Origin of the sequence: Terrabacter sp. C0L_2, from assembly GCF_036352015.1 — a bacterium.
GTDB lineage: Bacteria > Actinomycetota > Actinomycetes > Actinomycetales > Dermatophilaceae > Terrabacter > Terrabacter tumescens.
This window is the reverse complement of sequence record NZ_CP143557.1, coordinates 4,509,979-4,532,710: the sequence shown is the minus strand read 5'-3', so window position 1 is coordinate 4,532,710 and position 22,732 is coordinate 4,509,979. Positions and strand designations below refer to the sequence as shown.

General features: G+C 70.9%; 21 protein-coding genes. 12 read left to right on the top strand and 9 right to left on the bottom strand.

What is annotated here, in order from left to right:
- Positions 1-36 precede the first annotated feature (36 nt).
- Both U5C87_RS21050 and xseA read right to left on the bottom strand, forming a co-directional pair.
- Complete coding sequence (locus U5C87_RS21050) at positions 37-321, bottom strand: exodeoxyribonuclease VII small subunit (protein WP_030194345.1); 285 nt, start codon at positions 319-321, stop codon at positions 37-39.
- A gap of 10 nt (positions 322-331) precedes the next feature.
- The gene (gene xseA / locus U5C87_RS21045) at positions 332-1,756 is read right to left on the bottom strand and encodes an exodeoxyribonuclease VII large subunit (protein ID WP_330476729.1); all 1,425 of its coding nucleotides are present in this window, start codon (positions 1,754-1,756) and stop codon (positions 332-334) included.
- Positions 1,757-1,883: 127 nt separating this feature from the next.
- Between xseA and U5C87_RS21040 the strand changes: the two genes are divergently transcribed.
- Positions 1,884-2,918, top strand: coding sequence for a 4-hydroxy-3-methylbut-2-enyl diphosphate reductase (locus U5C87_RS21040; RefSeq protein ID WP_330474378.1), 1,035 nt, complete (start codon positions 1,884-1,886; stop codon positions 2,916-2,918).
- A 74-nt stretch (positions 2,919-2,992) separates the two neighbouring features.
- Here U5C87_RS21040 and U5C87_RS21035 read toward each other — a convergent pair whose 3' ends face one another.
- Both U5C87_RS21035 and U5C87_RS21030 read right to left on the bottom strand, forming a co-directional pair.
- A complete protein-coding gene (locus U5C87_RS21035) occupies positions 2,993-4,696 on the bottom strand; it encodes a substrate-binding and VWA domain-containing protein (RefSeq protein WP_330474377.1) in 1,704 nt (567 codons plus the stop codon).
- Between the two features lie 123 nt (positions 4,697-4,819).
- Positions 4,820-6,043: a DNA recombination protein RmuC gene (locus U5C87_RS21030; RefSeq protein WP_330474376.1), complete on the bottom strand. Its 1,224-nt coding sequence runs from the start codon at positions 6,041-6,043 to the stop codon at positions 4,820-4,822.
- 106 nt (positions 6,044-6,149) lie between these two features.
- Between U5C87_RS21030 and U5C87_RS21025 the strand changes: the two genes are divergently transcribed.
- From U5C87_RS21025 to ychF, 3 genes are all read left to right on the top strand, one after another.
- On the top strand, positions 6,150-6,989 hold the full coding sequence (locus U5C87_RS21025) for a thioesterase family protein (protein ID WP_330474375.1): 840 nt from the start codon (positions 6,150-6,152) through the stop codon (positions 6,987-6,989).
- Positions 6,990-6,996: 7 nt separating this feature from the next.
- Positions 6,997-7,536, top strand: coding sequence for a histidine phosphatase family protein (locus U5C87_RS21020; protein WP_330474374.1), 540 nt, complete (start codon positions 6,997-6,999; stop codon positions 7,534-7,536).
- Positions 7,537-7,603: 67 nt separating this feature from the next.
- On the top strand, positions 7,604-8,689 hold the full coding sequence (ychF, locus tag U5C87_RS21015) for a redox-regulated ATPase YchF (RefSeq protein ID WP_330474373.1): 1,086 nt from the start codon (positions 7,604-7,606) through the stop codon (positions 8,687-8,689).
- A 40-nt stretch (positions 8,690-8,729) separates the two neighbouring features.
- On the opposite strand, the gene U5C87_RS21010 is transcribed toward ychF, so the two are convergent.
- Complete coding sequence (locus tag U5C87_RS21010) at positions 8,730-8,945, bottom strand: hypothetical protein (protein ID WP_330474372.1); 216 nt, start codon at positions 8,943-8,945, stop codon at positions 8,730-8,732.
- A gap of 90 nt (positions 8,946-9,035) precedes the next feature.
- On the opposite strand from U5C87_RS21010, the gene U5C87_RS21005 reads away from it, so the two are divergent.
- Positions 9,036-9,392 (top strand): ArsC/Spx/MgsR family protein, encoded by a 357-nt coding sequence (locus U5C87_RS21005; protein ID WP_330474371.1) that lies wholly within the window; start codon positions 9,036-9,038, stop codon positions 9,390-9,392.
- A gap of 33 nt (positions 9,393-9,425) precedes the next feature.
- Here U5C87_RS21005 and U5C87_RS21000 read toward each other — a convergent pair whose 3' ends face one another.
- Positions 9,426-10,718: a DUF1479 domain-containing protein gene (locus U5C87_RS21000; protein ID WP_330474370.1), complete on the bottom strand. Its 1,293-nt coding sequence runs from the start codon at positions 10,716-10,718 to the stop codon at positions 9,426-9,428.
- Positions 10,719-10,804: 86 nt separating this feature from the next.
- Between U5C87_RS21000 and U5C87_RS20995 the strand changes: the two genes are divergently transcribed.
- Complete coding sequence (locus U5C87_RS20995; protein WP_330474369.1) at positions 10,805-11,995, top strand: ROK family transcriptional regulator; 1,191 nt, start codon at positions 10,805-10,807, stop codon at positions 11,993-11,995.
- A gap of 40 nt (positions 11,996-12,035) precedes the next feature.
- Here the strand turns inward: U5C87_RS20995 and U5C87_RS20990 are convergent, their stop codons facing one another.
- Together U5C87_RS20990 and U5C87_RS20985 are read right to left on the bottom strand one after the other, a co-directional pair.
- A complete protein-coding gene (locus U5C87_RS20990) occupies positions 12,036-13,535 on the bottom strand; it encodes a ferredoxin reductase family protein (RefSeq protein ID WP_330474368.1) in 1,500 nt (499 codons plus the stop codon).
- Between the two features lie 188 nt (positions 13,536-13,723).
- Positions 13,724-14,560, bottom strand: a complete 837-nt coding sequence (locus U5C87_RS20985) for a class I SAM-dependent methyltransferase (protein WP_330474367.1) — start codon at positions 14,558-14,560, stop codon at positions 13,724-13,726.
- Between the two features lie 187 nt (positions 14,561-14,747).
- Between U5C87_RS20985 and U5C87_RS20980 the strand changes: the two genes are divergently transcribed.
- Positions 14,748-15,431, top strand: coding sequence for a winged helix-turn-helix transcriptional regulator (locus U5C87_RS20980; RefSeq protein ID WP_330474366.1), 684 nt, complete (start codon positions 14,748-14,750; stop codon positions 15,429-15,431).
- A gap of 22 nt (positions 15,432-15,453) precedes the next feature.
- Here U5C87_RS20980 and U5C87_RS20975 read toward each other — a convergent pair whose 3' ends face one another.
- A complete protein-coding gene (locus U5C87_RS20975; protein WP_330474365.1) occupies positions 15,454-16,173 on the bottom strand; it encodes a DsbA family oxidoreductase in 720 nt (239 codons plus the stop codon).
- Positions 16,174-16,474: 301 nt separating this feature from the next.
- Between U5C87_RS20975 and U5C87_RS20970 the strand changes: the two genes are divergently transcribed.
- The 5 genes from U5C87_RS20970 (at position 16,475) to U5C87_RS20950 (ending at position 22,633) form a co-directional block, all read left to right on the top strand.
- Positions 16,475-17,491 (top strand): ABC transporter permease, encoded by a 1,017-nt coding sequence (locus U5C87_RS20970; protein WP_330474364.1) that lies wholly within the window; start codon positions 16,475-16,477, stop codon positions 17,489-17,491.
- Positions 17,492-17,652: 161 nt separating this feature from the next.
- Positions 17,653-19,335 carry an ABC transporter substrate-binding protein gene (locus tag U5C87_RS20965; protein ID WP_330474363.1) on the top strand — a complete coding sequence of 561 codons (1,683 nt, stop codon included), beginning with the start codon at positions 17,653-17,655 and terminating at the stop codon, positions 19,333-19,335.
- Positions 19,336-19,513: 178 nt separating this feature from the next.
- Positions 19,514-20,506, top strand: a complete 993-nt coding sequence (locus U5C87_RS20960; RefSeq protein WP_443082082.1) for an ABC transporter permease — start codon at positions 19,514-19,516, stop codon at positions 20,504-20,506.
- Between the two features lie 40 nt (positions 20,507-20,546).
- On the top strand, positions 20,547-21,599 hold the full coding sequence (locus U5C87_RS20955) for an ABC transporter ATP-binding protein (RefSeq protein WP_330474361.1): 1,053 nt from the start codon (positions 20,547-20,549) through the stop codon (positions 21,597-21,599).
- A complete protein-coding gene (locus U5C87_RS20950; RefSeq protein WP_330474360.1) occupies positions 21,596-22,633 on the top strand; it encodes an ABC transporter ATP-binding protein in 1,038 nt (345 codons plus the stop codon). The genes U5C87_RS20955 and U5C87_RS20950 overlap by 4 nt, the downstream gene beginning before the upstream one ends.
- Positions 22,634-22,732 lie beyond the last annotated feature (99 nt).

Sequence of the window (22,732 nt, the reverse complement as noted above, 5' to 3'; positions counted from 1 at the left end):
GTTCGACCGCCTGGCGCCGCTGAGACGACGGGTCGCTCAGGACTCGTCGTCCTCGTCGAAGATCTCGTCGTCGGCGTGCAGCTCGCCCGCAGGTGCCGGCGGCCGGGTGGCCCGCTCGATCTCGGCCTGCGCCCCGTCGAGCCAGGTGGCGCAGTGCGCGGCCAGGGCCTCGCCACGGCGCCAGAGGTGCATCGAGTCCTCGAGGGGCGCCTGGCCGGCCTCGAGCTTGGCCACGATCGCGATGAGCTCCTCGCGGGCGTCCTCGTAGCGCATCCCGGCGATGTCGGGGAACGAGCCGTCGGTCGTCGTCGCGTCAGCCATGGGCGCCACCCTATGACGTGGGTTCGTCGGCGCCGTCGACCGGCTTCGGCGGGCTCGCCTTCCGTGGCCTGCGGGGCGACGCGGTCTTCGCAGTCGCCGGCGTCGCCGGCGCCTCGGTGGTCGCCTTCGCCGCTGCCTTGGCGGCGGGCCTGGGGCTCGTCCTGGTGGTGGCCCTGTCGGTCGCCGCGCTGTCGGTCGCGTCCTCGGCGCCGGCCGACACGGGCCGGACGCCGAAGTCGCCCCGCGCCACCCGGACCCGGAGCAGCTCGCCCACCCCGACGTCGTCCTGGTCCATGACGATGCGTCCGTCGCGGTGCTGCACGACGGCATACCCCCGCTCGAGCGTCGACTGGGGAGACAGGGCGACGACCTGCCGGCGCAGGTGCTCGGCCTGGTCGGCGGCGCGGTGCAGGCGCGCCTCCATGCGCGTGGTGGCGCGGGACCGCAGGGCGGCCACCTCCTGACGGCGCGCGCGGACGAGGGCGACCGGGTCGGCCATGACCGGGCGGGAGACGAGCGAGCGCAGCCCGGAGCGCTCGGCCTCGACCCGGCGCACCATGGCGCGCCGCACCCGGTCGCGGCCGGCGTCGACGAGGGCCTGCTCGTGCGCCGCGTCGGGGACGACCTTCTTGCCGGCGTCGGTCGGCGTCGACGCGCGCCAGTCGGCGACGAGGTCGAGCAGCGGGGTGTCGACGTCGTGGCCGATGGCGCTGATGACGGGCGTCCTGGCCTGGGCGACGGCACGGATCATGGCCTCGTTGGAGAAGGGGAGCAGCTCCTCGAGGGCGCCGCCGCCACGGGCGATGACGATGACGTCGACGGCCGGGAGGGCGTCGAGCTCGCGCAGTGCCTCGACGACCTCGGTGACGGCCGACGTGCCCTGCACCGCGACCTCGCGGATCTCGAAGGCGACCGCGGGCCAACGGCGCCGGGCGTTCTCGACGACGTCCTTCTCGGCGGCCGAGTTGCGGCCGGTGATGAGGCCGACGCGGTGCGGGAGGAAGGGGATCGGCCGCTTGCGCTTGGCGTCGAAGACCCCTTCGGCGGCGAGGGTGCGCTTGAGGATCTCGACGCGGGCGAGGAGGTCACCGATGCCGACGGGGCGGATCTGGCGGGCCTCGAGCTGGAGCGTCCCGCGCTTGGTCCAGAAGGTCGGCTTGGCCTGGAGCACGACGCGGGCGCCCTGGGCGAGCGGGATCGGCATGGCGTTGACGGCGTTCATCGGGACCGAGACCGAGAGCGACATGTCGACGTCGGGGTCGCGCAGGGTGAGGAAGGCGGTGCCACCTCGCGGGTTGAACTGCACGACCTGGCCCTCGACCCAGAGCTGGCTCATCCGGTCGACGTAGTCCGAGATCTTGAGGCTGAGCACCCGCACCGGCCAGGGCTGCTCGGCCGTCGTGTCGGCGGCCTTGTCGGGCAGCGGGCTCGTCATGCTCACCCGCGCCACCCTAGAGGTGTTGTCCGGGCGGTGGCGTGAACCCGGCGGCGGCGCGGTGACTCCCCGTCGACGCGCGCTGGGCGAATCGGGCTCGTGCACGGGGTCCCCGTACGATGGGCGCATGAGCGACACCGCCGACCAGACGTCCGCCAAGAAGGTCCTGCTCGCGGCGCCGCGGGGCTACTGCGCCGGCGTCGACCGCGCCGTCGTGACGGTCGAGAAGGCGCTCGAGCTCTACGGCCCGCCCGTCTACGTGCGCAAGCAGATCGTGCACAACAAGCACGTCGTCACCACCCTCGAGAAGCGCGGCGCGATCTTCGTCGACGAGACGGACGAGGTGCCCGAGGGCGCCACCGTGATCTTCTCCGCCCACGGGGTGGCTCCCGTGGTCCACGAGGAGGCGAAGGCCCGCAGCCTCAAGACGATCGACGCCACGTGCCCGCTCGTGACGAAGGTGCACCGGGAGGCCGTGCGCTTCGCCGACGACGACTTCGACATCCTGCTCATCGGCCACGAGGGGCACGAGGAGGTCGTGGGCACCTCGGGCGAGGCGCCCGAGCACATCACGCTCGTCGACGGCCCCGACGACGTCGAGAACGTCACCGTCCGCGACCCCGAGAAGGTCGTCTGGCTCTCACAGACGACGCTGTCGGTCGACGAGACGATGCAGACGGTCGCGCGCCTCAAGGAGAAGTTCCCCGCCCTCCAGAGCCCGCCCTCCGACGACATCTGCTACGCCACCCAGAACCGTCAGCTCGCCGTCAAGCAGATGGCCAAGGACACCGACCTCATGATCGTCGTGGGGTCGCGCAACTCGTCGAACTCGGTGCGGCTCGTCGAGGTCGCGATCGAGCACGGCGCCCGCGACGGCCACCTCGTCGACTTCGCCGACGAGATCCAGGAGGCGTGGCTCGAGGGCGTCACGACGGTCGGGGTGACCTCCGGCGCCAGCGTTCCCGAGGTCCTCGTGCGCGACGTGCTCGCCTGGCTCGCCGAGCGCGGCTACGGCGAGGTCGAGGCCGTCATCGCCGCCGAGGAGTCTCTGCTCTTCTCGCTGCCCAACGAGCTGCGCCGCGACCTCAAGGCCCGCAAGGGCGAGGACGCCGGCACGCTGCGCCACGACGCGGCGTTCGAGGACACCGGCTCGCTGCACTGACCCGTGCGCCGGACCGCCCGCCGGACGTCGAGGGCGACGGCACGGACCGGCGGGAGTGCGACCGGGCTCCTGCGTCAGCCGCCGAGGGCCTTGGCGAGCGCCGGCTGGAGCTCCTCGACGGTCCGCGTCGAGATGTACTGGCCACCGGTGACGGACACGACCTGCTGCATCGCGGCTGCATCGGCCCGACCACCGATGCCCAGGACGACGATGCGCACCGGCCGCTTCGCGTCCTTGGCAGCGGCGAGGCGCTTCTTCAGCAGGTCGAGCGACAGGCCGTAGTCGTCCTCGTTGGGGCCGTCGGCGACGACGACGAGGGTGTTCGTGAACCCGGGGCGCCAAGCGGACTTCGCGCGGTCGTAGGCGGCGGCGATGGTGTCGTAGAGCCCGCTTCCGCCGCCGACGTACGTGTCGAGGCCGGTGACTGCGGAGTCGAGCGCGGTCAGGCTCTTCGCGACGCCGAGGCCCGCGTAGTCGGTGAGCTGGCGGTAGTCGTCCGCGCGGTTGCCCACGTGCAGGGAGTAGATCCACAGCGAGGCGACGGCGGTCGGCGAGACAGCCGCGAGGGCGCGGACCGTCGACTTCTGCACGACGGCGAGGCGGGTCGCCCCCTCGGTGCGCTCGAGCATCGACCCGGAGACGTCGACCGCGATGAGGGCCTGCGTCTTGCGGGCCGAGGCGTTCCACAGCGAGAGGACCCCGGCGAGGGTCGTGGAGCTCGGCGCGGCGGCGTCGCGGATCTCGCCGTAGAGGGGTGACGGGTCCTTCGGGTCACCGGACGCGGTGCGGAAACCGCTGTCCTGCAGCAGCTTCTGGGTGGCGGAGGACGTGAGGTAGGCGCCCAGGGCCTTGACGAGACCCGCCTTGGCGTCGTCGGTGGTGAGGGGGACGAGGGAGTACTCCAGCGGTGGCGCGCCCTCCGACGCCGCGACGGCCGAGAGCTGCTCCTCGGGGTGCGCGGCGTTCCAGGCGACGAGCTGCGCCTGCGACACGACGGCCGCGCCGGTGCGGGCCTGTGCGAGACCGTCCAACGTCACGCCGCCGCCGGCGGTGGGCGCGGAGGACGTGACGAGCGAACGCATCCGCGGGACGGGAAGGGTGGCCGCGGCGACGCCGAGGACGTTGCGGGCGATGGCGGAGCGGTTCGGGTCGGGGATGCGCACGGGCACGGCGCCACCGAGCAGGTCCGCCCAGCCGAGGCGCGTGCCGAGGGCCGACGCGGGGTCGTCCTTCATCGCGAGGACCACCGGGGTGGAGGCGAACGGCTCCGTCGGCGCGAGCGACGAGCGGGACACGGCGTTGGCGCGGCCGATCCACACGGAGGAGTCGGTGATCCAGGCGTCGGGACGCCCGGCGCCGGCCAGCGAGCCGGCGACCGAGAAGGGCTCCTCGGAGTCGATGGTGAAGGCCGCGCAGGGGGCGTCGGGGCGCTGGGCCAGGGCGGTCGCGGCCGCACCGACGACCGGAGCGACGGCGGGTGCGACGGCGACCCGCACCTTGACGGGCTTGGCGCACGAGGTGGGCTGGGCCGCGACCGTGGGCACCGTGGTGGGCACGTCACGCTGGCCGATGTAGCGGTAGGCCCCGTAGCCGACCCCGGCGGCGACGACGACCGTCGTCACCGCGGCGACGACACGGGTGCGACGGCGACGGCGGGCACGCTCGCGCTCGGCCGCCTCGACGCGCTCGCGCGACTCGCGCAGGCTCTGCTCGTACGGTCCGATGCGCCGCCCCGGCGCGCTGGAGTCCTCTGGACTGGTGCCCCCCGGCCCGGTCACGATCTACCCGATCCCACGCGCGTATTGTGCGCGGCGCCCTATCAGGTGTCCACTATCGGGACAAACCGGACGCACGCTCGAGACGACGAAACCGGCTGTGGGGCAGGCGTGCTCACGGGCGACTCATCCAGCCGTGCCGTCGGCGGTGCCGGCGGCGGGGAGGCCCCGGTGTCGTCCGGACCCCATGACCTCGTCGAGGAACGCATCGTCGCGCGCCGAGCGGCCGAGGTCGTCGGTCAGCTCGGCCGCGCTGGGCGAGCGGGGCGCGACCTCCAGGGGAGTCAGCGACGGCGGACGCTCGCTCGTCAGGTGGAGCTCGTGCATGCGGCGGGCCGTGACGAGAACGCGCGACTCGAGCGTGCCGACGAACTTGTTGTACTGCTCTACGGACCGCGAGAGCGACTGGCCCATCGTCGTGACGTGGCCGCCGAGGGTGGTCAGACGGGCGTAGAGGTCCTGCCCGATGGCGAGCAGCTCGCGGGCGTTCTGCTCGATCGCGTCCTGCTGCCAGATGGCCCCGATGGTGCGCAGGACGGCGAAGAGGGTGCCCGGGGAGGCCAGGACCACATTGCGCGACAGGGCGTGCTCGTAGAGGCCGGGGTCATCGGCGAGCGCCGTCGCGAGGATCGCCTCGCCAGGGACGAAACAGATGACGACCTCGGGGGAGCGGGTGAACGCCGTCCAGTACGCCTTGGCCGCCAGGCCCTCGACGTGCCGTCGCAGTGCGGTCGCGTGCGCGGCGAGCAGCTCGGCCCGCTCGACCTCGGACACGGTCTCGCCGTGCGCCTGGAGGAAGTGCGCCATCGGCGCCTTGGAGTCGACGACGACGTGGCGCGACCCGGGGAGGTTGACGACGGCGTCGGGTCGCACGGTCGCGCCGTGCCGGCTGACGCTCGTGACCTGCTCGTCGAAGTCGCATCGCGCGATGAGGCCGGAGAGCTCGAGCACGCGGCGCAGCTGCACCTCGCCCCAGGCGCCACGGACGGTCGAGGCGTTGAGAGCGGTCGCGAGAGTCGCGGTCTCGGAGCGCAGGGACTCGGTGGACCGGCTCACCTCGGTGAGGCGTTCGCCGAGCTGGCCGAACTGGAGCGACCGGTCGCGCTCGAGCGCGCCGACCTGCCGCTCGACCCGGCCGATGGTGTCGCGCAGTGGCGCGAGCAGGGTCGCGGTCGTGTCGTCGACGTCGCGGGCGGCCTCGAGGTCGCGGACCCGCTCGCGCAGCACGTCGCGCTCGGCCTCGGCCCCGGCGGAGCGGGCGAGCAGGCTGGAGCGGGCCAAGAGCCACGCGAGCAGCCCGCCGACCAGGGCGCCGATGACGAGCCCGACGAGCAGAGCGGTGAGGTCCATGGCAGCACCGTCCCAGACGCCGCCGACAGCGCCGGCGCGCGACACCCGGCCACACGGCATACGACCACGGAGTCGGGGCGTCGGGCGGGTCTGTTACACCTAGTCCGTGAGCGAGTACGACGACGCGACCCGGCTCGAGGCCGGCGACGACCAGACGCAGCGGCACGGCACCTTCCACGAGGAGTGGATGATCGGCAACGCCGTCAACGGCGGCCTGGTCATGACGACGGCCCTGCGCGCCCTCGGCGAGCACCTCGCGGCCGACCCCGACGAGACGACCGAGCACGTCGACCCGGTCGTGCTCTCGGCGTACTTCATGACCGCGTCGCAGCCCGGCCCGTTCACCGTCACGACCGAGGTGATGCGCTGCGGCCGCAAGCTCTCGACGGGGCAGATGACGATCCACCAGGCGGGCGACGACGGACAGCCCGTCGAGCGCATGCGCGCCATCGGCTCGTTCGGCAACCTCACCGACCTCGACGTGCAGCGCCAGGCGAGCCCGCCCGCGATGCCGCCGCCGGAGCAGTGCGTGTCGGCCGAGCAGGCGCCGCCCGACTTCCTCGCCAACGCCAAGTTCCTCGAGCGGCTCGACCTGCGCCTCGACCCGAGCACGGCCGGCTGGGCGATGGGCAAGCCGTCGATGCAGGGCGTCATGCGTGGCTGGCTGCGGCTGCGGGACGGCCGCGAGCCCGACACGACGATGCTGATGATGGCGCTCGACGCGCTGCCGCCGGTCGCCTTCGACCTCGGTCTCTTCGGCTGGACGCCGACGCTCGAGTTCACCGGTCACGTGCGCCGCCGCCCCGAGCCGGGCTGGCTGCAGGTCACGCTCGGCAGCGACACCCTCGGCGGCGGGATGATGGAGGAGGACGCCATGATCTGGGACTCCGCCGGCAACCTCGTGGCCCAGTCGCGCCAGCTCTGCGGCGTGCGCATGCCGGGCTGAGGCCGTCGTGAGCGTCCACCTCGTCTACGAGACCCACGCCGTCACCGAGGACAACGAGGCCGGCATCGCGACCGGCTGGCTGCCGGGGCGGCTCTCCGAGCAGGGCCGGGCCCAGGCCGTCGAGCTCGGCGAACGGCGACGGGGCGAGGCGCTCGCAGCGGTGTACGCCTCGGACCTGCGGCGTGCGGTCGACACGGCGGTGATCGCCTTCGGCACGGGCTTCGTCCCGTTGCGTTTCGACCCGCGCCTGCGCGAGTGCGACTACGGCCGCCTCAACGGCGCCCCGGTGACACAGCTCCACCCCGTGCGCCTGACCCATGTCCACACGCCCTTCCCGGGCGGCGGACAGAGCTACCGCGACGTCGTCGAGTCGACCGCCGGGTTCCTGGACGACGTGCGCCGCGACCACGACGGCGAGCGGGTGCTCGTCATCGCGCACTCGGCCAACCGCTGGGCCCTGCAGCACCTCCTCGACGGCACGCCGTTGGAGCAGCTCGTCACCGCGCCGTTCGACTGGCAGCCCGGCTGGGAGTGGACGCTGACGTGATCCCGGCGGCACGGCATACGCCCTCGTGGTCGGGAGCGCGCCCGATCGCCACTAAACTCTTGTCCTCGTGGCACTCACCATCGGAATCGTCGGTCTCCCCAACGTCGGCAAGTCGACGCTCTTCAACGCGCTGACCAAGAACAACGTGCTCGCCGCGAACTACCCGTTCGCGACGATCGAGCCCAACGTCGGCGTCGTCCCGCTGCCCGACTCACGGCTCGGCGCGCTGGCCGAGATCTTCGGGTCCGAGAAGATCCTGCCCGCGACGGTGAGCTTCGTCGACATCGCCGGCATCGTCCGCGGCGCCTCGGAGGGGGAGGGCCTCGGCAACAAGTTCCTCGCCAACATCCGCGAGGCCGACGCGATCTGCCAGGTCGTGCGTGCGTTCGAGGACGGCGACGTCGTGCACGTCGACGGCAAGGTCAGCCCGGCGAGCGACATCGAGACCATCCACACCGAGCTGATCCTCGCCGACCTCCAGACCCTCGAGAAGGCCGTGCCCCGCCTCGAGAAGGAGGCGCGGATCAACAAGGACAAGAAGGCGACCCTCGAGCTCGCCCAGGCCGCGCAGAAGGTCCTCGAGGAGGGCCACACGCTGTATGCCGCAGGGCCGGCCGCCGGAATCGACCTGGCCGAGGCGAAGTCGCTCGGCCTGCTGACGACCAAGCCCTTCATCTACGTCTTCAACCTCGACGAGGACCAGCTCGCCGACACCGAGCTGCAGGCGTCGCTGCGCGAGCTCGCCGCTCCGGCCGACGCGGTCTTCCTCAACGCCAAGCTCGAGATGGACCTCATGGAGATGGAGCCCGACGAGGCGCTCGAGCTGCTCCAGAGCTTCGGCGCCGAGGAGTCGGGCCTCGACCAGCTGGCCCGCACCGGCTTCCACACCCTCGGCCTGCAGACCTACCTGACGGCCGGCCCCAAGGAGTCGCGCGCCTGGACCATCGGCAAGGGCTGGACCGCCCCGATGGCCGCCGGTGTCATCCACACCGACTTCCAGCGTGGCTTCATCAAGGCCGAGGTCGTGTCGTTCGACGACCTGGTCGCAGCCGGGAACATGAACGCTGCGAAGGCCGCCGGCAAGGTGCGCATCGAGGGCAAGGACTACGTCATGGCCGACGGCGACGTCGTGGAGTTCCGCTTCAACGTCTGAGCGACGGCGCTCGCCCGCATGGGACCGGGCGGCATCCGTCTCAGAAGCCGAGCCGTTGTGCGTTGTCGCGGATCTGCTTGACGACGCGCAGCTCGCGGTTGCCGCAACCGACGCAGGTGAGGACGTCAGGGTCGCCGGGCGTCCGGCGGTAGGTGTGGCCGAGAATCCGGCACGACAGGTGCAGGCGGGTCGTCCTGACCCTCCGGGTCCGGCGGCTCGTGGTTGTGTGGGTCGTGGTGACGGTCGAGGTGTTCATGCCTCGAGGGTGCCCGGACCCGGCGGATCCGTCTGTGCCCGCGGCGACACACCCTCGGTCCGGGCCTGCCTGTCGCTAGGGTGGCGGCCCATGAGCGACGTGACGATCCTGCACAACGACCGCTGCTCGACTTCGCGCGCGGCCATGGAGCGCCTCGACGAGGCGCACGTGTCCGCCGACGTCGTGGACTATCTCCGCCACCCGCTCGACGCGGTCGCCCTCGCCGACCTGCTCGACAAGCTCGAGGACGCGCCGACCGACCTCGTCCGCCGTGACGCCCACTTCCGCGAGCTCGGCCTGGCCGAGGGCGACGTGCAGACGCGCGACCAGGTAGTCGCCGTCCTGACCGAGCACCCTCGGCTCATGCAGCGCCCGGTCATCGTGCGGGGTGACCGCGCGATCATCGGCCGCCCCAAGGAGCGCGTCGCCGCCTTCCTCACCGAGTGAGCCGAGTGAGCGGGGTCAGCCGCGGGCTGCGGGTCAGTCGAGTCCGAGCCCGCGGCGTCCCGTCGAGTTGAGCCGCTCGGGCGCGAACCGGTCGGGCCACGTGCGCTCGTAGTGCTCCTCCGGGAAGTCGCTCGGGCTCGAACCGCTGAGGAACGCCTCACGGACGCTCACGGCATACCTCTCGTTGCGCTCGCACCACGGCGCCGCTGGGATGTACATGACGTTGCCCCAGCCCTGCTGGTCCTCGACGGGAGCGACGCTGTGGATCATGTCGCAGTGCCACCAGACGGAGTCGCCCGCCTGCACGTCGGGGATGCCGCTCAGCGCCTCGAGGAGCAGCGGGTGCCACTTCTCGGTGGCGGGGAAGACCTGGTTGGTCGTGACGCCGCACATGTCGTCGTCGGCGACGTCGTCGAGCAGGGGGCGGAGCATGAGGTAGGCCATCGCCTCGGGGATCGGCACGGTGTGCAGCACGCCCTGGTCGTGGGCCATGTCGGACAGGGCCGTCCACCCCTGGAAGGTGCGGAAGGCCGAGCACATCGTCGTGCCGGGGTACTGCGGGCCGGCGGTGCGGTGGGCGGCGTCCCACGGGTCGTAGTCCTCGACGCTGCCGTCGAAGAGGTGACGGAAGGCCCGCTGGTAGCTCTCCGTCATCCAGAGGTCGAGGGTGCCCGGATCGCAGTGTGCGCCAAGGCCGTTCGAGTCGGCGCCCGGCGGGCGACGGCGGATGCGGTCGGGGTAGAGCGAGTCACGCTCGGGGTCGAACCACGTGACGCCGTCGGACTCGTGCTTCCACTGGGAGTTGAGCAGCGACTGGACCGTGGCCATCCGCTCGCTCTGGCGCGCCTCCATCTGGGCGGCCGACCAGTAGATGGGGTAGATCTCGGGCTTGGAGCCGACGCTGCCGAAGAAGTCGTCGCCGGGGCCGCGGTAGCTCTCGAAGAACCGGTTGCCCTCGACGTAGTCGACGATGCCGGCGTCCCAGGCGAGCGCCTGCTCGCGGGGGAAGTGGCCGCGCACGACGAGGCAGCCGCGACGGCGCAGCGTGGCGAGCTGCTCGGGGGTGACCGTGCCGTTCTCGATGTCGGCGTAGTCGATGACGGGCCAGACGCTCTCGCCGCGCTCGCGGTCGGCGTGGATCTCGGCCACGCGCTCGCGGACCCGTGCCTCGACGACGGCGAAGACCTCGTCGACCGTGCGGCCCGAGGCCTCGATGCGGCGGCGGATCGCGGCCTTGACCTCGCGGACCGCCGCGGGGAGGTCGTCGGGCGTCGTCTCCCAGTGGGGGAGGGCGAGGTCGGTCGGGCTGGGGTGCGCGGTGGTCATGAGGTGTCCTTTGGTGAGGAGTCCTTACGAAGAGGAAGGTAGCGCGGCCTCGCGATTTCGGCAAGGGTCCTAACTAAGATGGACGCATGCCGTCCGCCAAGCCGAGCCTGGAGCTGCTCCGAGCGCTCACCGAGGAGCACGTGCTGCGCGCGCTCATGGACCACCGGCGGCTGACGCGCGCCGAGATCGCCGGCCTGACCGGAATCTCGAAGCCGACGATCTCCGAAGGCGTCCGACGCCTCGTCGACATGGGTCTCGTCGTCGACACGGGGGAGCGCAGCTCAGGTCGGGGGCGGGCCGGCTCGTACCACGCGCTCTCGCCGGCCTGCGGCACGGCGCTCGTCGTCAGCATCACGCCGGGCGCCGTCACGTGCGAGTGCGTCGACGCGTTCGGCGACGTCGTCGCCAGCACCGCCGTCCCGCTGGAGCACGGTGCAGGGGCGTATGCCGTGTCGCGGGCTCTGAGGGCAGCGCTCGAGCAGGCTGACGTGGCCGGGACGACGTCGAGCTCGCCGGGTGTGGGGCGACGAGTGCGCATCGCCGTCGTCAGCGCTGCCGACCCGGTCGACCGTGCCACCGGACGCCTCGTGCACCTGCCCGACGCGCCGTTCCTCGTCGGCGACCTCGACCCGCGGTCGCTGCTGGGCGACGTCGTCGAGGGCCCCGTGCTCGTCGACAACGACGTGAACTGGGCGGCGCGGGCGGAGCAGGCGGCCGGAGAGGCGGGGGCGGCCGCGGCGGTCGGGGCCGCCGGCTCGGCCGACTTCGTCTACCTCTACCTCGACGAGGGACTCGGGTGCGCCGTCGTCTCCGACGGCGAGGTGCGTCGCGGTCACTCGGGGCTGGCCGGCGAGATCGCCCATCTCGTGACGGAGGGGCCGGACGGGCGGGCTACCCGGTTGACCGAGGTCTTCGCCCAGCTGGGCCTGCGTCGCGACGGGTCGACGGCCATCGACGTCCGCCGGCTCCGGGCCCGCGTCGCCGAGGCGCCCACGGGCGACCCGACGCTCGAGGCCCTCGCGGCCGCTGTCAGCGGCGTGCTCGAGGCGGCGATCGCGCTCGCGGACCCCGCGGTGGTCGTCGTCGGCGGGGAGTGGGGGCGTGACGAGGACTTCGTCGCCGCGCTGCGTCGCCGCTCCGCCGACCTGACCCGACCCGTGCCCGTCGCCGCTGCCGAGGTCGGTGACCAGCCGCAGCTGGCCGGAGCGCGGGCCGCGGCGATCGACCGGCTCCGGGACATCGTCGTGGGAGCCGTCCGGTCCCCGGGCACGCAGTAGGACGGACCGGTAGGGCGGCCTCGACGGAGGCCTGCGGGGATCACCGAAGAAAAGTCCGTCGTGCCCTGTAACGCCTGCTCCGGTCCCCGCGATAGTGGGGATAGAAGAGGCGCCACTCGGACCCCCGAGCGAGTGGCGCCTCTCCTGTGTCCGGGGGCGGGACGGTCAGCGTCCCTCCTCGTCCACGAACTCTGGCCCGCGCATGCCGTGTGGCCGGCTCTCTCCGGGATCGCGACGTCGTCCTCGGCCGGGCTCGGCCTACACGACGTCGAAGAGCTCGGTGTGGATCCGGCGTGAGGGCACGCCCCGGTCGCCGATGATCTCCGTCGCGGCGGCGACCATGGGGCCGGGACCGCAGATGAAGTAGTCGACGACCTCGCGGGCCCGACGCCGCGGGAGCGCGCTCGAGCACGTCCGACGTGAAGTAGCCGATCTCGCCCTCCCAGTCGTCCGGCGGCTCCTCGAGGATCTCGACGAGCTGCAGGTCGAGGCGGTCGCCGAGGTGCTCCCCGTCGGCGCGGTGGAGCTGGTCGTCCGCGGTGCGGCCGGCGACGACGAGTAGGACTGGACGCTCGTCACCGCGGTCGGCCAGGGTCCGGATCATGCTCAGCATCGGCGTGATGCCGACGCCGCCGGCGATGAGCACGAACCGGTCCGAGCGCAGCCCGTCGAGGGTGAACGAGCCGTGCGGCCCGTCGATGAAGACGCTGCGCCCGGGTCGGAGCCCCGCGACGAGCTCGCTGAAGTCGCCCATGCCCTTGATGGTGAACTCCTTGCGCCACGGCTCGGTCGCCGCCGACGCGATGGTGAAGGGGTGCTCCTCGAACACGTACGGCGAGGTGCCGATCTTGAGCCAGGCGAACTGGCCGGGGCGGAAGGGGACCCCGGGGTGACCGGCCGCGTGCAGGACGAGCGTCGTCGCGGTCGGTGAGACCTGGCGCACCTCGTCGACGACGTAGCGGTTGCGGAAGGACCGCAGCGGCCGCCACACCCACCGGTGCAGGAAGGCGAGGACGAGCAGCAGGCCCAGCCCCTCGAACCAGATCCTCGCCGAGTCGAAGCGCGTGAGGTCCTGGAGCCACAGGACGTGCAGGGCCGTCGCGAGGAGCACGATGTGGGCGAGGAGCACGTGCACGAGGCGCCAGCCCTCGTAGCGGGGTCGGCGCCGTCGCCGGGTGAGGCCCAGGGCGACGACGCCCACGAGCGCGAGCGTCGCGATGCTCGCCGCCCAGACGCGTGGGGGCGCGACCCGCAGGTCGAGCAGCGCGGCCCCCGGACCCGGCCGGACGAGCACGATGACGACGTGGACGACGACGAGGGCCACGGCCCCGAGCGCCAGGGCCCGGTGGTTGCGCAGGAGCCGCTCGACGCCGAGGTAGCCGGTGACAGGACGGAAGCGGCTGGGCAGCACGAAGGTCAGGACGAGCAACGACGTCGCGGCGAGGGCTGCGACGAGCGAGGTCACGTGCAGCGGCTCGCGGTGCACCCCGTCCGGCGCGGACCACAGCGCCCACAGCGGCACGGCGAGCGCTGCGACCACGAGCAGTGTCCAGAAGGCCGGGGGCCAGTCGACGTCGAGATGCTCCGCCCCTGCCGCCCCATCGCGTGCGCCGACCGCCCAACGGGGTGGAAGCCACGAGAACTCCATCCGGAGGCGGAAGGTGCTTCGAGTCTAGGGACGGGCGTCCCCGAGCGCCTCACGTCCCGGATGAGGATCTTCTAACAGACTCACGCCCAGCGGTGCCCCGTGACGAGGAGGTACTCCCAGCCCATCTGCCCCGCGCCGTCGAGGTGGTCACGCGCGAGGTCGGCCAGCGCTGCGTCGAGCGCTGCGACCTTGTCCGTGTCGTCGGAGATGCCGCGGTAGGTGGCGATCGTCGGTCCGTACGTGCGCTTGAAGAAGTCGCGAAATGCCTCAGGTCGGTCGAAATGCACTGGGAGCACACGCGTCTCGGCCGTCAGGTCCACCACACGGTCGCCGAGCAGGTCGCGCACGTGCGCCTCGTCGCCCCACAGCGGGGGTGGCTGGGCGCCGGGAGGCGGCGACGCGGCATACGGCTTCATCACGGCGAACAGCCGGCCGATGAAACCGTCGGGTGTCCAGCTCGCGAGCCCGATCGTGGCGCCCGGGCGGGCGACGCGGACGAGCTCGTCCGCGGCGGCCTCGTGGTGCGGCGCGAACATGACGCCCACGCTCGACATCACGACGTCGAACGACGCGTCCGCGAACGGCAGCGCCTCGGCGTCCCCCTGCTTCCACTCGAGCCGGATCCCGGCCTCGTCGGCGACCTGTCGTCCCACGTCGAGCAGCGCCGGCGAGAGGTCGCAGGCCACGACGTGGGCGCCGGTGCGCGCGGCCGGGATCGCGGCGTTGCCCGTGCCGGCGGCGACGTCGAGGACGTCCTGACCGGCGGTGACGTGGCACGCGTCGACGAGGACGCGGCCGAGCTCCGGGATGACCTCCCGGGCGACTGCCGCGTAGTCGCCGAGCGCCCACAGCGCGGCGTGGCGGGCCTTGAGCTCTGCGTCGGCGGTGGCTGCCGGCGTCTGGGTGTGCGTGGTCATGCTCGTCCCTCCATCGGTGACGGGCCGCTGCGGCCCGGGGCCCCTGAGGGGCCGTCCGTCCAGAGTCCGACGAGCGCAGGTGGCCGCTCCAGTACACGTTGTGGACTGTCGTGGTCCACGTTCGGGACCGATACTGAGTCGGTGGGCCGCGGCAACGACGGCGGCGGTCCCTGACCGGAGGTGGGGGATGGGACGACACGATCCCGGGGCAGGTCAGTACTGCCCGATCTCGCGGACGCTGGACGTCGTGGGGGAGCGGTGGTCGCTGCTCATCCTGCGCGACATGATGACCGGCACGACGCGCTTCAACGACCTCGCGCGGGGGCTGCCCGGGCTCTCGCGCACGCTCCTGACGAAGCGGCTGCGTCACCTCGAGCGGTTCGGCGTCGTCGAGCGCTCGGGCGCACGCTACGTGCTGACGCCGTCGGGCCGCGCCCTCGAGCCGGTCGTCTTCGGCCTGGCCCAGTGGGGAGCGGACTGGATGTTCGGCGACCCGCAGCCGGAGGAGCTCGATGCGCAGCTGCTCGTCTGGTGGATGCACACGCGCGTCGACACCTCGGGGCTCGTCGGCGAGCGCCACGTGCTCCACCTGCGGTTCGTCGACGACGCCCGACGCTTCTGGATCCTCGTCGAGCACGGCACCCCGTCGGTGTGCATGAGCGATCCCGGCTTCCCCGTGGACGTGACGATCAGCAGCGACGTCGCGTCGTTGTATGCCGTGTGGCTCGGCCGTCTGCCGCTGCCCGTCGCGCTGCGGTCGGGGCGCGTGCACGTCGACGGGGCGACGACGGTGACGCGGCGGCTCGACGAGGTGCTCCGGCTCAGCCCGGTGGCGCCGTTCGTGGCGGCCGCGGGGGCCCGACCGGCCTGAGCCGGCGAGGCGTGGCGAGCTGCTAGACGGCGCAGCCGTCCGGACCGCAGGCCACGTCCGAGCCGCCGGGAGTCCCGCCGGTCAGGGGCTGCACCATCTGCAGCGGGTGCGCCTCGCGCCAGGCCTGTTCGAGGGCCTGTGTGAACAGCTCGGTCGACTGGGCGCCGGAGATGCCGTACGTGTCGTCCAGCACGAAGAACGGAACGCCCCGGATGCCGAGGGAGTTCGCGGCCGTGATGTCGGCGACGACGGCGTCTCGCCACGTGTGCGTCTGCAGGTCGCGGGCGATCTCTTCCGCGTCGAGCCCCGCCTCGACACCGATGCGCACGAGCACGTCCCGGTCACCGATGTCCTCGCCGTGCTCGAAGTGGGCCGAGAGCAGGGCCTCCTTGACGCGGTCGCCGACCCCGTGGGTCTTGGCCAGGTGGAGCAGCTCGTGGCCGGCGAAGCTGTTCGCGACGACGACCGACCCGAAGTCGTAGCGCAGGCCCTCCTCGGCCGCGATCGCGGTGACCTCGTCGAACATCCCCCGCACCTGCTCGCGCGACATGCCCTTGCGGTCGACGAGGTAGTCGAGCTCGCTGCCGTCGTGGTGGTCCGGGAGGGTCGGGTCGAGCTGGTAGCTGCGCCAGGTGACCTCCACGTCGCCCCGGTGGGGGAAGGCGGCGAGCGCCCTCTCGAAGCGACGCTTGCCGATGTAGCACCACGGGCAGGCGATGTCGGACCAGATCTCCACCTTCATGCAGCGCTCAACCATCACGGGGGCGGTTTGCTTCCCGGGAGTCGAGCTCGTGGGCGTCGGGTTCCGGGCACGCCTCGCCGGCCCGGCCGTGCCGGGACCGGCCGCGCTCGTTCCACATTTCGAGACGGTAACGGTTCGGATTCAGCCGGGGTCCAACTTCGAGGTTTCGGCCGAAGTGCCTTTCACGAGAGCCGCCGGTGCGTTAGCGTCCCCGAAGCGAGATGCAGCCACGGCGGGCTGTCGGGGCCGAAACCAGGTCCGGCGACGACCGCCTGAACGACGAGAATCGAGGTGCGAGGTCGTGTCGGAGATCCATCGGGACGTCGAGTTCGGTGCGGGGACGGCGACCGAGACGTTCGACCTCGAGGAAGAGACCCCGGCCAAGAAGATCGAGGGTCGCACCCCGTGGCAGCTGGCCCGCGCGCGTCTGCGCCGCGACAAGCTCTCGATGATCGCGCTGACGGTCGCCTCCCTCGTGGTGCTCATGGCCGTGCTGGCGCCGATCCTCGACGCGGTCGGCATCCTCAAGCCCAACGACTTCAACCCCGAGCTCATCGACCCGGCCCTCGGCGGCTACCCCCGCGGTGCCTTCGGCGGCATGTCCTGGAGCCACCCCCTCGGTGTGGAGCCCGGTACCGGCCGCGACACGCTGTCGCGCGTCGTGCTCGGCCTGACGTTCTCGCTCATCGTGGCCATCAGCGCGACCCTCATCGCCGTCGTCGTGGGCACGGTGCTCGGGCTCATCGCCGGCTTCCTCGGGCACTGGGCGGACTGGGGCATCTCCCGCTTCGCGGACATGGTGCTGGCCTTCCCGGTCACCCTGATGCTGCTGGCCCTGTCAGGCATGTTCATCGAGCTCATAGGCAGGGTGGTCCCCAACGACAACGTCGCCACGGGCCTCTACATCATCTTCGTGCTCGGCTTCTTCGGCTGGCCGACCTTCGCCCGCATCATCCGCGGCCAGGTCCTGTCGATGAGGGAGCGCGAGTTCATCGAGGCCGCGCGCAGCCTCGGCGCCTCCAACCGCAGGATCTACTTCAAGGAGCTCCTGCCCAACCTGTGGGCACCCATCCTCGTCTACGGCACGCTCGTCCTTCCCGCCTACGTCTCGGCGGAGGCGGCACTGTCCTTCCTCGGGGTCGGCATCAAGCCCCCCACACCGACGCTCGGCAACATCCTGGCCAACTCGGTCAACTACGCCTCGAGCGTCCCGATCTTCTTCCTCGTCCCAGGTCTGGCGATCGCCACCGTCGTCCTGAGCTTCAACCTGCTCGGCGACGGACTGCGTGACGCCCTCGACCCGAAGGCGGACCGATGATGCCTCCCGCCCAGGCTTCTGCACAGGCGCAGGCACATGGAAGATTGCCCTCGGCAACCGCCCGAGGGTGGGAGCGCCGTTACATCGGTGCGTTTCGTCAAAGGAGTGGTATGAGCAGCAGGAAGAGGACTACGGCCCTCGCAGCTCTGGGGGTCGCCTCCGTGCTCGGAGTTTCCGCGTGCGGCGGGGGTGGCACCACCGGTGGCACGACCACCGGGTCCAATGCGGCAGGGGGCGCCCAGAAGGGCGGCACGATCTACTGGCTCACGAAGCGTCCGGCCGAGCACATGGACCCGCAGCGCACCTACATCGGGCGCGACATCTTCAACCAGCAGCGCCTGGTCTACCGCGGCCTCCTGCAGTTCCCCGCCGGCAAGTCGGGCGCGGACGCCATCGTTCCCATCCCCGACGTCGCCACCGACACGGGCAAGAGCGAGGACGGCGGCAAGAAGTGGACGTTCACCATCAAGGACGGCGTCAAGTGGGAGGACGGCAAGCCGACCACGTGTGAGGACTTCAAGTACGGCTTCTCGCGCAACTTCGCCACCGACGTCCTAACGGGTGGACCGTCGATCTACCCGCTCAACTACCTGCCGTCGGTCGCCAAGGCCTACAAGGGCCCGTACCTCAAGACCGGCCAGGACGTCTACGACAAGGCCGTCACGTGCAACGGCAACGTGCTGACGTTCAACTTCGAGAAGCCGTGGGCCGACTTCCCGATGGCCGTCGCCGGCCTGAACTTCGCCGCTCCGTTCCGTCAGGACAAGGACCAGGGCGACAAGAACAACTTCGTCATCTTCTCCAACGGCCCCTACAAGGCCCAGGGTGGCAAGTGGACGAAGGGCACGGGCGCCACGTTCGTGCGCAACGACCAGTACGACCCGAAGACCGACGGCAACCGCCAGGCGAACCCTGACAAGTTCGTCTTCACCGAGGGTCTGACCAACGAGATCATCACCCAGCGTCTCATCGCCGACGGTGGCAACGACAAGTACGCCGTCACCGACCGCTCGATCCCGCCGGCCTTCTACAACCAGATCACCGGTGCCGTCGAGAAGCGTGCGACGAACGTCCCCTCGCCGTACACGTTCTACATCCTGCCGAACTTCAACAAGATGAAGGACCTCAAGGTCCGACAGGCCCTGGCCATGTCGACCGACCGTGCGGGCTACATCAACGCCCTGGGTGGCGCCAAGGCCGCGACGCTCGCCAAGAGCCTCGTCGCCCCGGACCTGCCCGGCTACAAGGAGAACCCGGCCTTCGCGAGCATGCCCCCGGCCGGTGACCCCGCCGCGGCGAAGAAGCTCCTCCAGGAAGCCGGCGTCGCGATGCCGTACCCGATCACGTACACCTACCAGGGTGGCACGCCGACCAGCGACAACGCTGCCGCGGCCCTGAAGTCCGGCTGGGACAAGGCCGGCTTCAGCGTCAAGCTCGCGCCGCTGACCGACACGTACTACGACGTGATCCAGAACCCGGCGAACAACTCGTTCGACGTCACCGAGGGTGGTTGGGGTGCTGACTACCCGTCCATCTTCACGGTGCTGCCGGCGCTGTTCGACTCCCGCATCAACCTGACGGGCAAGTCCAACGGCCAGGACTACGGCAACTACAAGAACCCCGAGGCCGAGAAGATCATGGACGAGGCTGCGGCCGCGCCGAACCAGGACGCAGCCAACGCCAAGTGGCAGGAGCTGGACGCGTTCCTCGGCAAGGACGTCGCCTACATCCCGAACTACATCCAGAACTTCTACTTCCTGCACGGTTCTGGTGTCGGCAACTACAACCAGAACCCGGCTGTCAGCATGTTCCCGGACCTGGGCGTCATCAGCGTCAACAAGTGACACGACCGGACGGTGCACCGGCTCTGAGATGAGCTGACGCACCGGGTGGGGGGCGGCTCGCCCGCCCCCCACCTTTTCCGGTGCTCGACACCGGTCCCACTCGCCTCATCCTTACTACCGGAAGGACGAGCCCCCTTTCGGGGCGACCTCGCACATGTTCGCGTACATCGTCCGCAGAGTGGCTGCGGGCATGGTCATGATCCTGGCCATGTCGCTCGTCACGATGGTGCTGTTCTTCGCCAGTCCCGTCGACCCGGCGCGCTACACGTGCGGGAAGAACTGCACTCCGGAGCTCCTCGAGCAGAACCGCAAGGCCCTCGGCTACGACCAGCCGGTCCTGTCGTACTGGGTCGACTTCACCAAGGGCATCTTCGTCGGCAGCGAGTTCCCCAAGGACCCCGAGCTGAAGAAGTCCGCCCCCGAGACGATCGCCGACTGCCCGGCCCCCTGCCTGGGGTACTCCCCGCAGTCGAGCCGACCGGTCCGCGACATCATCGTCGAGAAGCTGCCGGTCTCGGCCTCGCTCGCCATCGCCGCCTTCATCATGTGGATGATCGCCGGCGTCGGGCTCGGCATCGTGGCCGCGTTGCGGAAGGGGACACTGGTCGACCGCGCCATCGTCGGCAGCGCCCTGGTGTTCTATGCCTTCCCCACGTTCTTCATCGGACTCGGGCTCTACGTCTTCCTCGCGCTCAAGTGGGGACTCGTCCCGGTCCCGGCCTACACCTCGATCGCCGACGGCGGCGTCGGCTTGTGGCTGCAGGGGCTCCTGCTGCCCGCCTTGACGCTCGCGCTCGTCTACATCGCGGGCTACATCCGGCTCACTCGCGCCTTCGTGCTCGAGGCCAAGGGCGAGGACTACCTCCGGACCGCCCAGGCCAAGGGCCTGAAGTCCGGACGCATCCTCTTCAAGCACACGCTCCGAGGCGCACTGACGCCGATCGCCACGGTCGCGGGTCTGGACCTCGGTGGCCTGCTGGGTGGCACCATCATCACCGAGCAGGTGTTCAACTACGACGGACTCGGGCGCACCGCGGTCATGGCGGCCACGACCTACGACCTCCCGGTCACGGTCGGCATCGTGCTCGTGGCCGCGACGTTCGTCATCACCGCCAACATCGTGGTCGACGTGCTGTACGCGGTCATCGACCCGCGCGTGAAGTACAGCTGACCTGGACCCGGCCGCTGCACCATCAAGGATTGGACAACGCATGAGCACCTGGGTGCCCACCGAGGGGACGAGCGAGGCACTGCTCTCCGTACGCGACCTCAAGGTGACCTTCCCGACCGAGGACGGCCTGGTCAAGGCCGTCGACGGACTCACCTTCGACCTCAACGCCGGCGAGACGCTCGGCATCGTGGGCGAGTCCGGGTCGGGCAAGTCCGTCACGAGCCAGGCGATCATGGGCCTGCACCGCGGGACCCGGGCGAAGGTCGAGGGCAGCATCGGCTTCGAGGGCCGGGACCTGCTCAAGCTCGAGGACGAGGAGCTGCGCGTCATGCGCGGCCGCGACATCGCGATGATCTTCCAGGACCCGCTCTCGGCGCTTCACCCCTACTACACGGTGGGCAACCAGATCGTCGAGGCCTACAAGATCCATCACGGCTCGGCCTCCAAGGCCGCCGCGCGTGCGCACGTCGTCGACATGCTCGAGCGGGTCGGGATCCCCAACCCCCAGAAGCGCATCGACCAGTACCCCCACGAGTTCTCGGGCGGCATGCGCCAGCGCGCGATGATCGCGATGGCCCTGGTCAACAACCCGCGCCTCGTCATCGCCGACGAGCCGACGACGGCGCTGGACGTCACGGTGCAGGCCCAGATCCTCGAGCTGCTCATGGATCTCCAGAAGGAGATGAACTCGGCGATCATCATCATCACGCACGACCTCGGGGTCGTGGCCGAGATGGCCGACAAGATCATGGTCATGTACGGCGGCAAGGCGGTCGAGGGCGGCACGGCCGACCAGACCTTCTACTCGGCCGAGCACCCCTACACCTGGGGTCTGCTGCAGTCGATGCCCCGCATCGACCGGGAGCGCCTCGAGCGCCTCCAGCCCATCCCCGGCAACCCGCCGTCGCTCATCAGCCCTCCCTCCGGCTGTGCCTTCCACCCCCGCTGCGCCTACCGCGACGACGAGAACCTCGGCTGTTCGACCATCGTCCCCGAGTTCGACGTGCAGGACTGGCACCCCGTTCGGTGCCTCATCCCGGCGCCGAAGCGCAAGGCGATCTTTGACACGGAGATTAGGACGCCCTCATCGTGACCACCACCCACCCTGAGTCCGACGTGATCCTCGAGGTCAAGGACCTCCAGAAGCACTTCCCGACGCGCACCTCGGGCATCATCCGCAGGGCCTCCGACCCGGTCAAGGCCGTCGACGGCATCTCCTTCACGGTCCGCCGCGGAGAGACCCTCGGCCTCGTCGGCGAGTCCGGCTGTGGCAAGTCCACGGCCGGCCGCACGATGCTGCAGCTGCTCGAGCCGACGGGCGGCTCGATCCACTACAACGGTCGCGACATCACCGGCGCCCACGGCGCCGACCTGCGCAAGCTGCGCACCGAGATGCAGATGGTCTTCCAGGACCCCTACGGCTCGCTCAACCCGCGCCAGACCATCGGCACCATCGTCGCCGCGCCGTTCGACATCCAGGGCATCACGCCGAAGGGTGGCGTCAAGGCCGAGGTGCAGAGCCTCATGGAGCGCGTGGGCCTCAACCCGGAGCACTACAACCGCTACCCGCACGAGTTCTCGGGCGGCCAGCGCCAGCGCATCGGCATCGCGCGCGCCGTGGCGCTGCGCCCGAAGCTCATCGTGTGCGACGAGCCCGTGTCGGCCCTCGACGTGTCGATCCAGGCCCAGGTGGTCAACCTGCTCGAGGACCTGCAGGCCGAGTACGACCTCACCTACGTCTTCGTGGCCCACGACCTGTCGGTGATCCGCCACATCAGCGACCGCGTGGCGGTGATGTACCTCGGCAAGTTCATGGAGGTCGCCGACCGCGACGAGCTCTACTCCAACCCGCTCCACCCCTACACGCAGGCCCTGCTCTCGGCCGTGCCGATCCCGGACCCGCGCAAGGAGAACAAGCGCGAGCGCATCCTGCTCAAGGGTGACCTGCCCTCGCCGATCAACCCGCCGTCGGGCTGCGTCTTCCACACGCGCTGCCCCCGGTTCCGCGAGGAGCTCAGCGACACCGAGCGCAAGCGGTGCACCACCGAGATCCCGCTGGTGCAGAAGATCGGCGACCACGAGGTCGCGTGCCACTTCGCCGGACCGTCCAAGGTCGAGGTGCTCTGACCCGCCCCCTGCACGGATCGGCCCGATGGGCTGCGTGACGGTGCGGCGTCCGGTGGGGTGATCACCCCACCGGACGCCGCACCATCTGCATCACCGCCG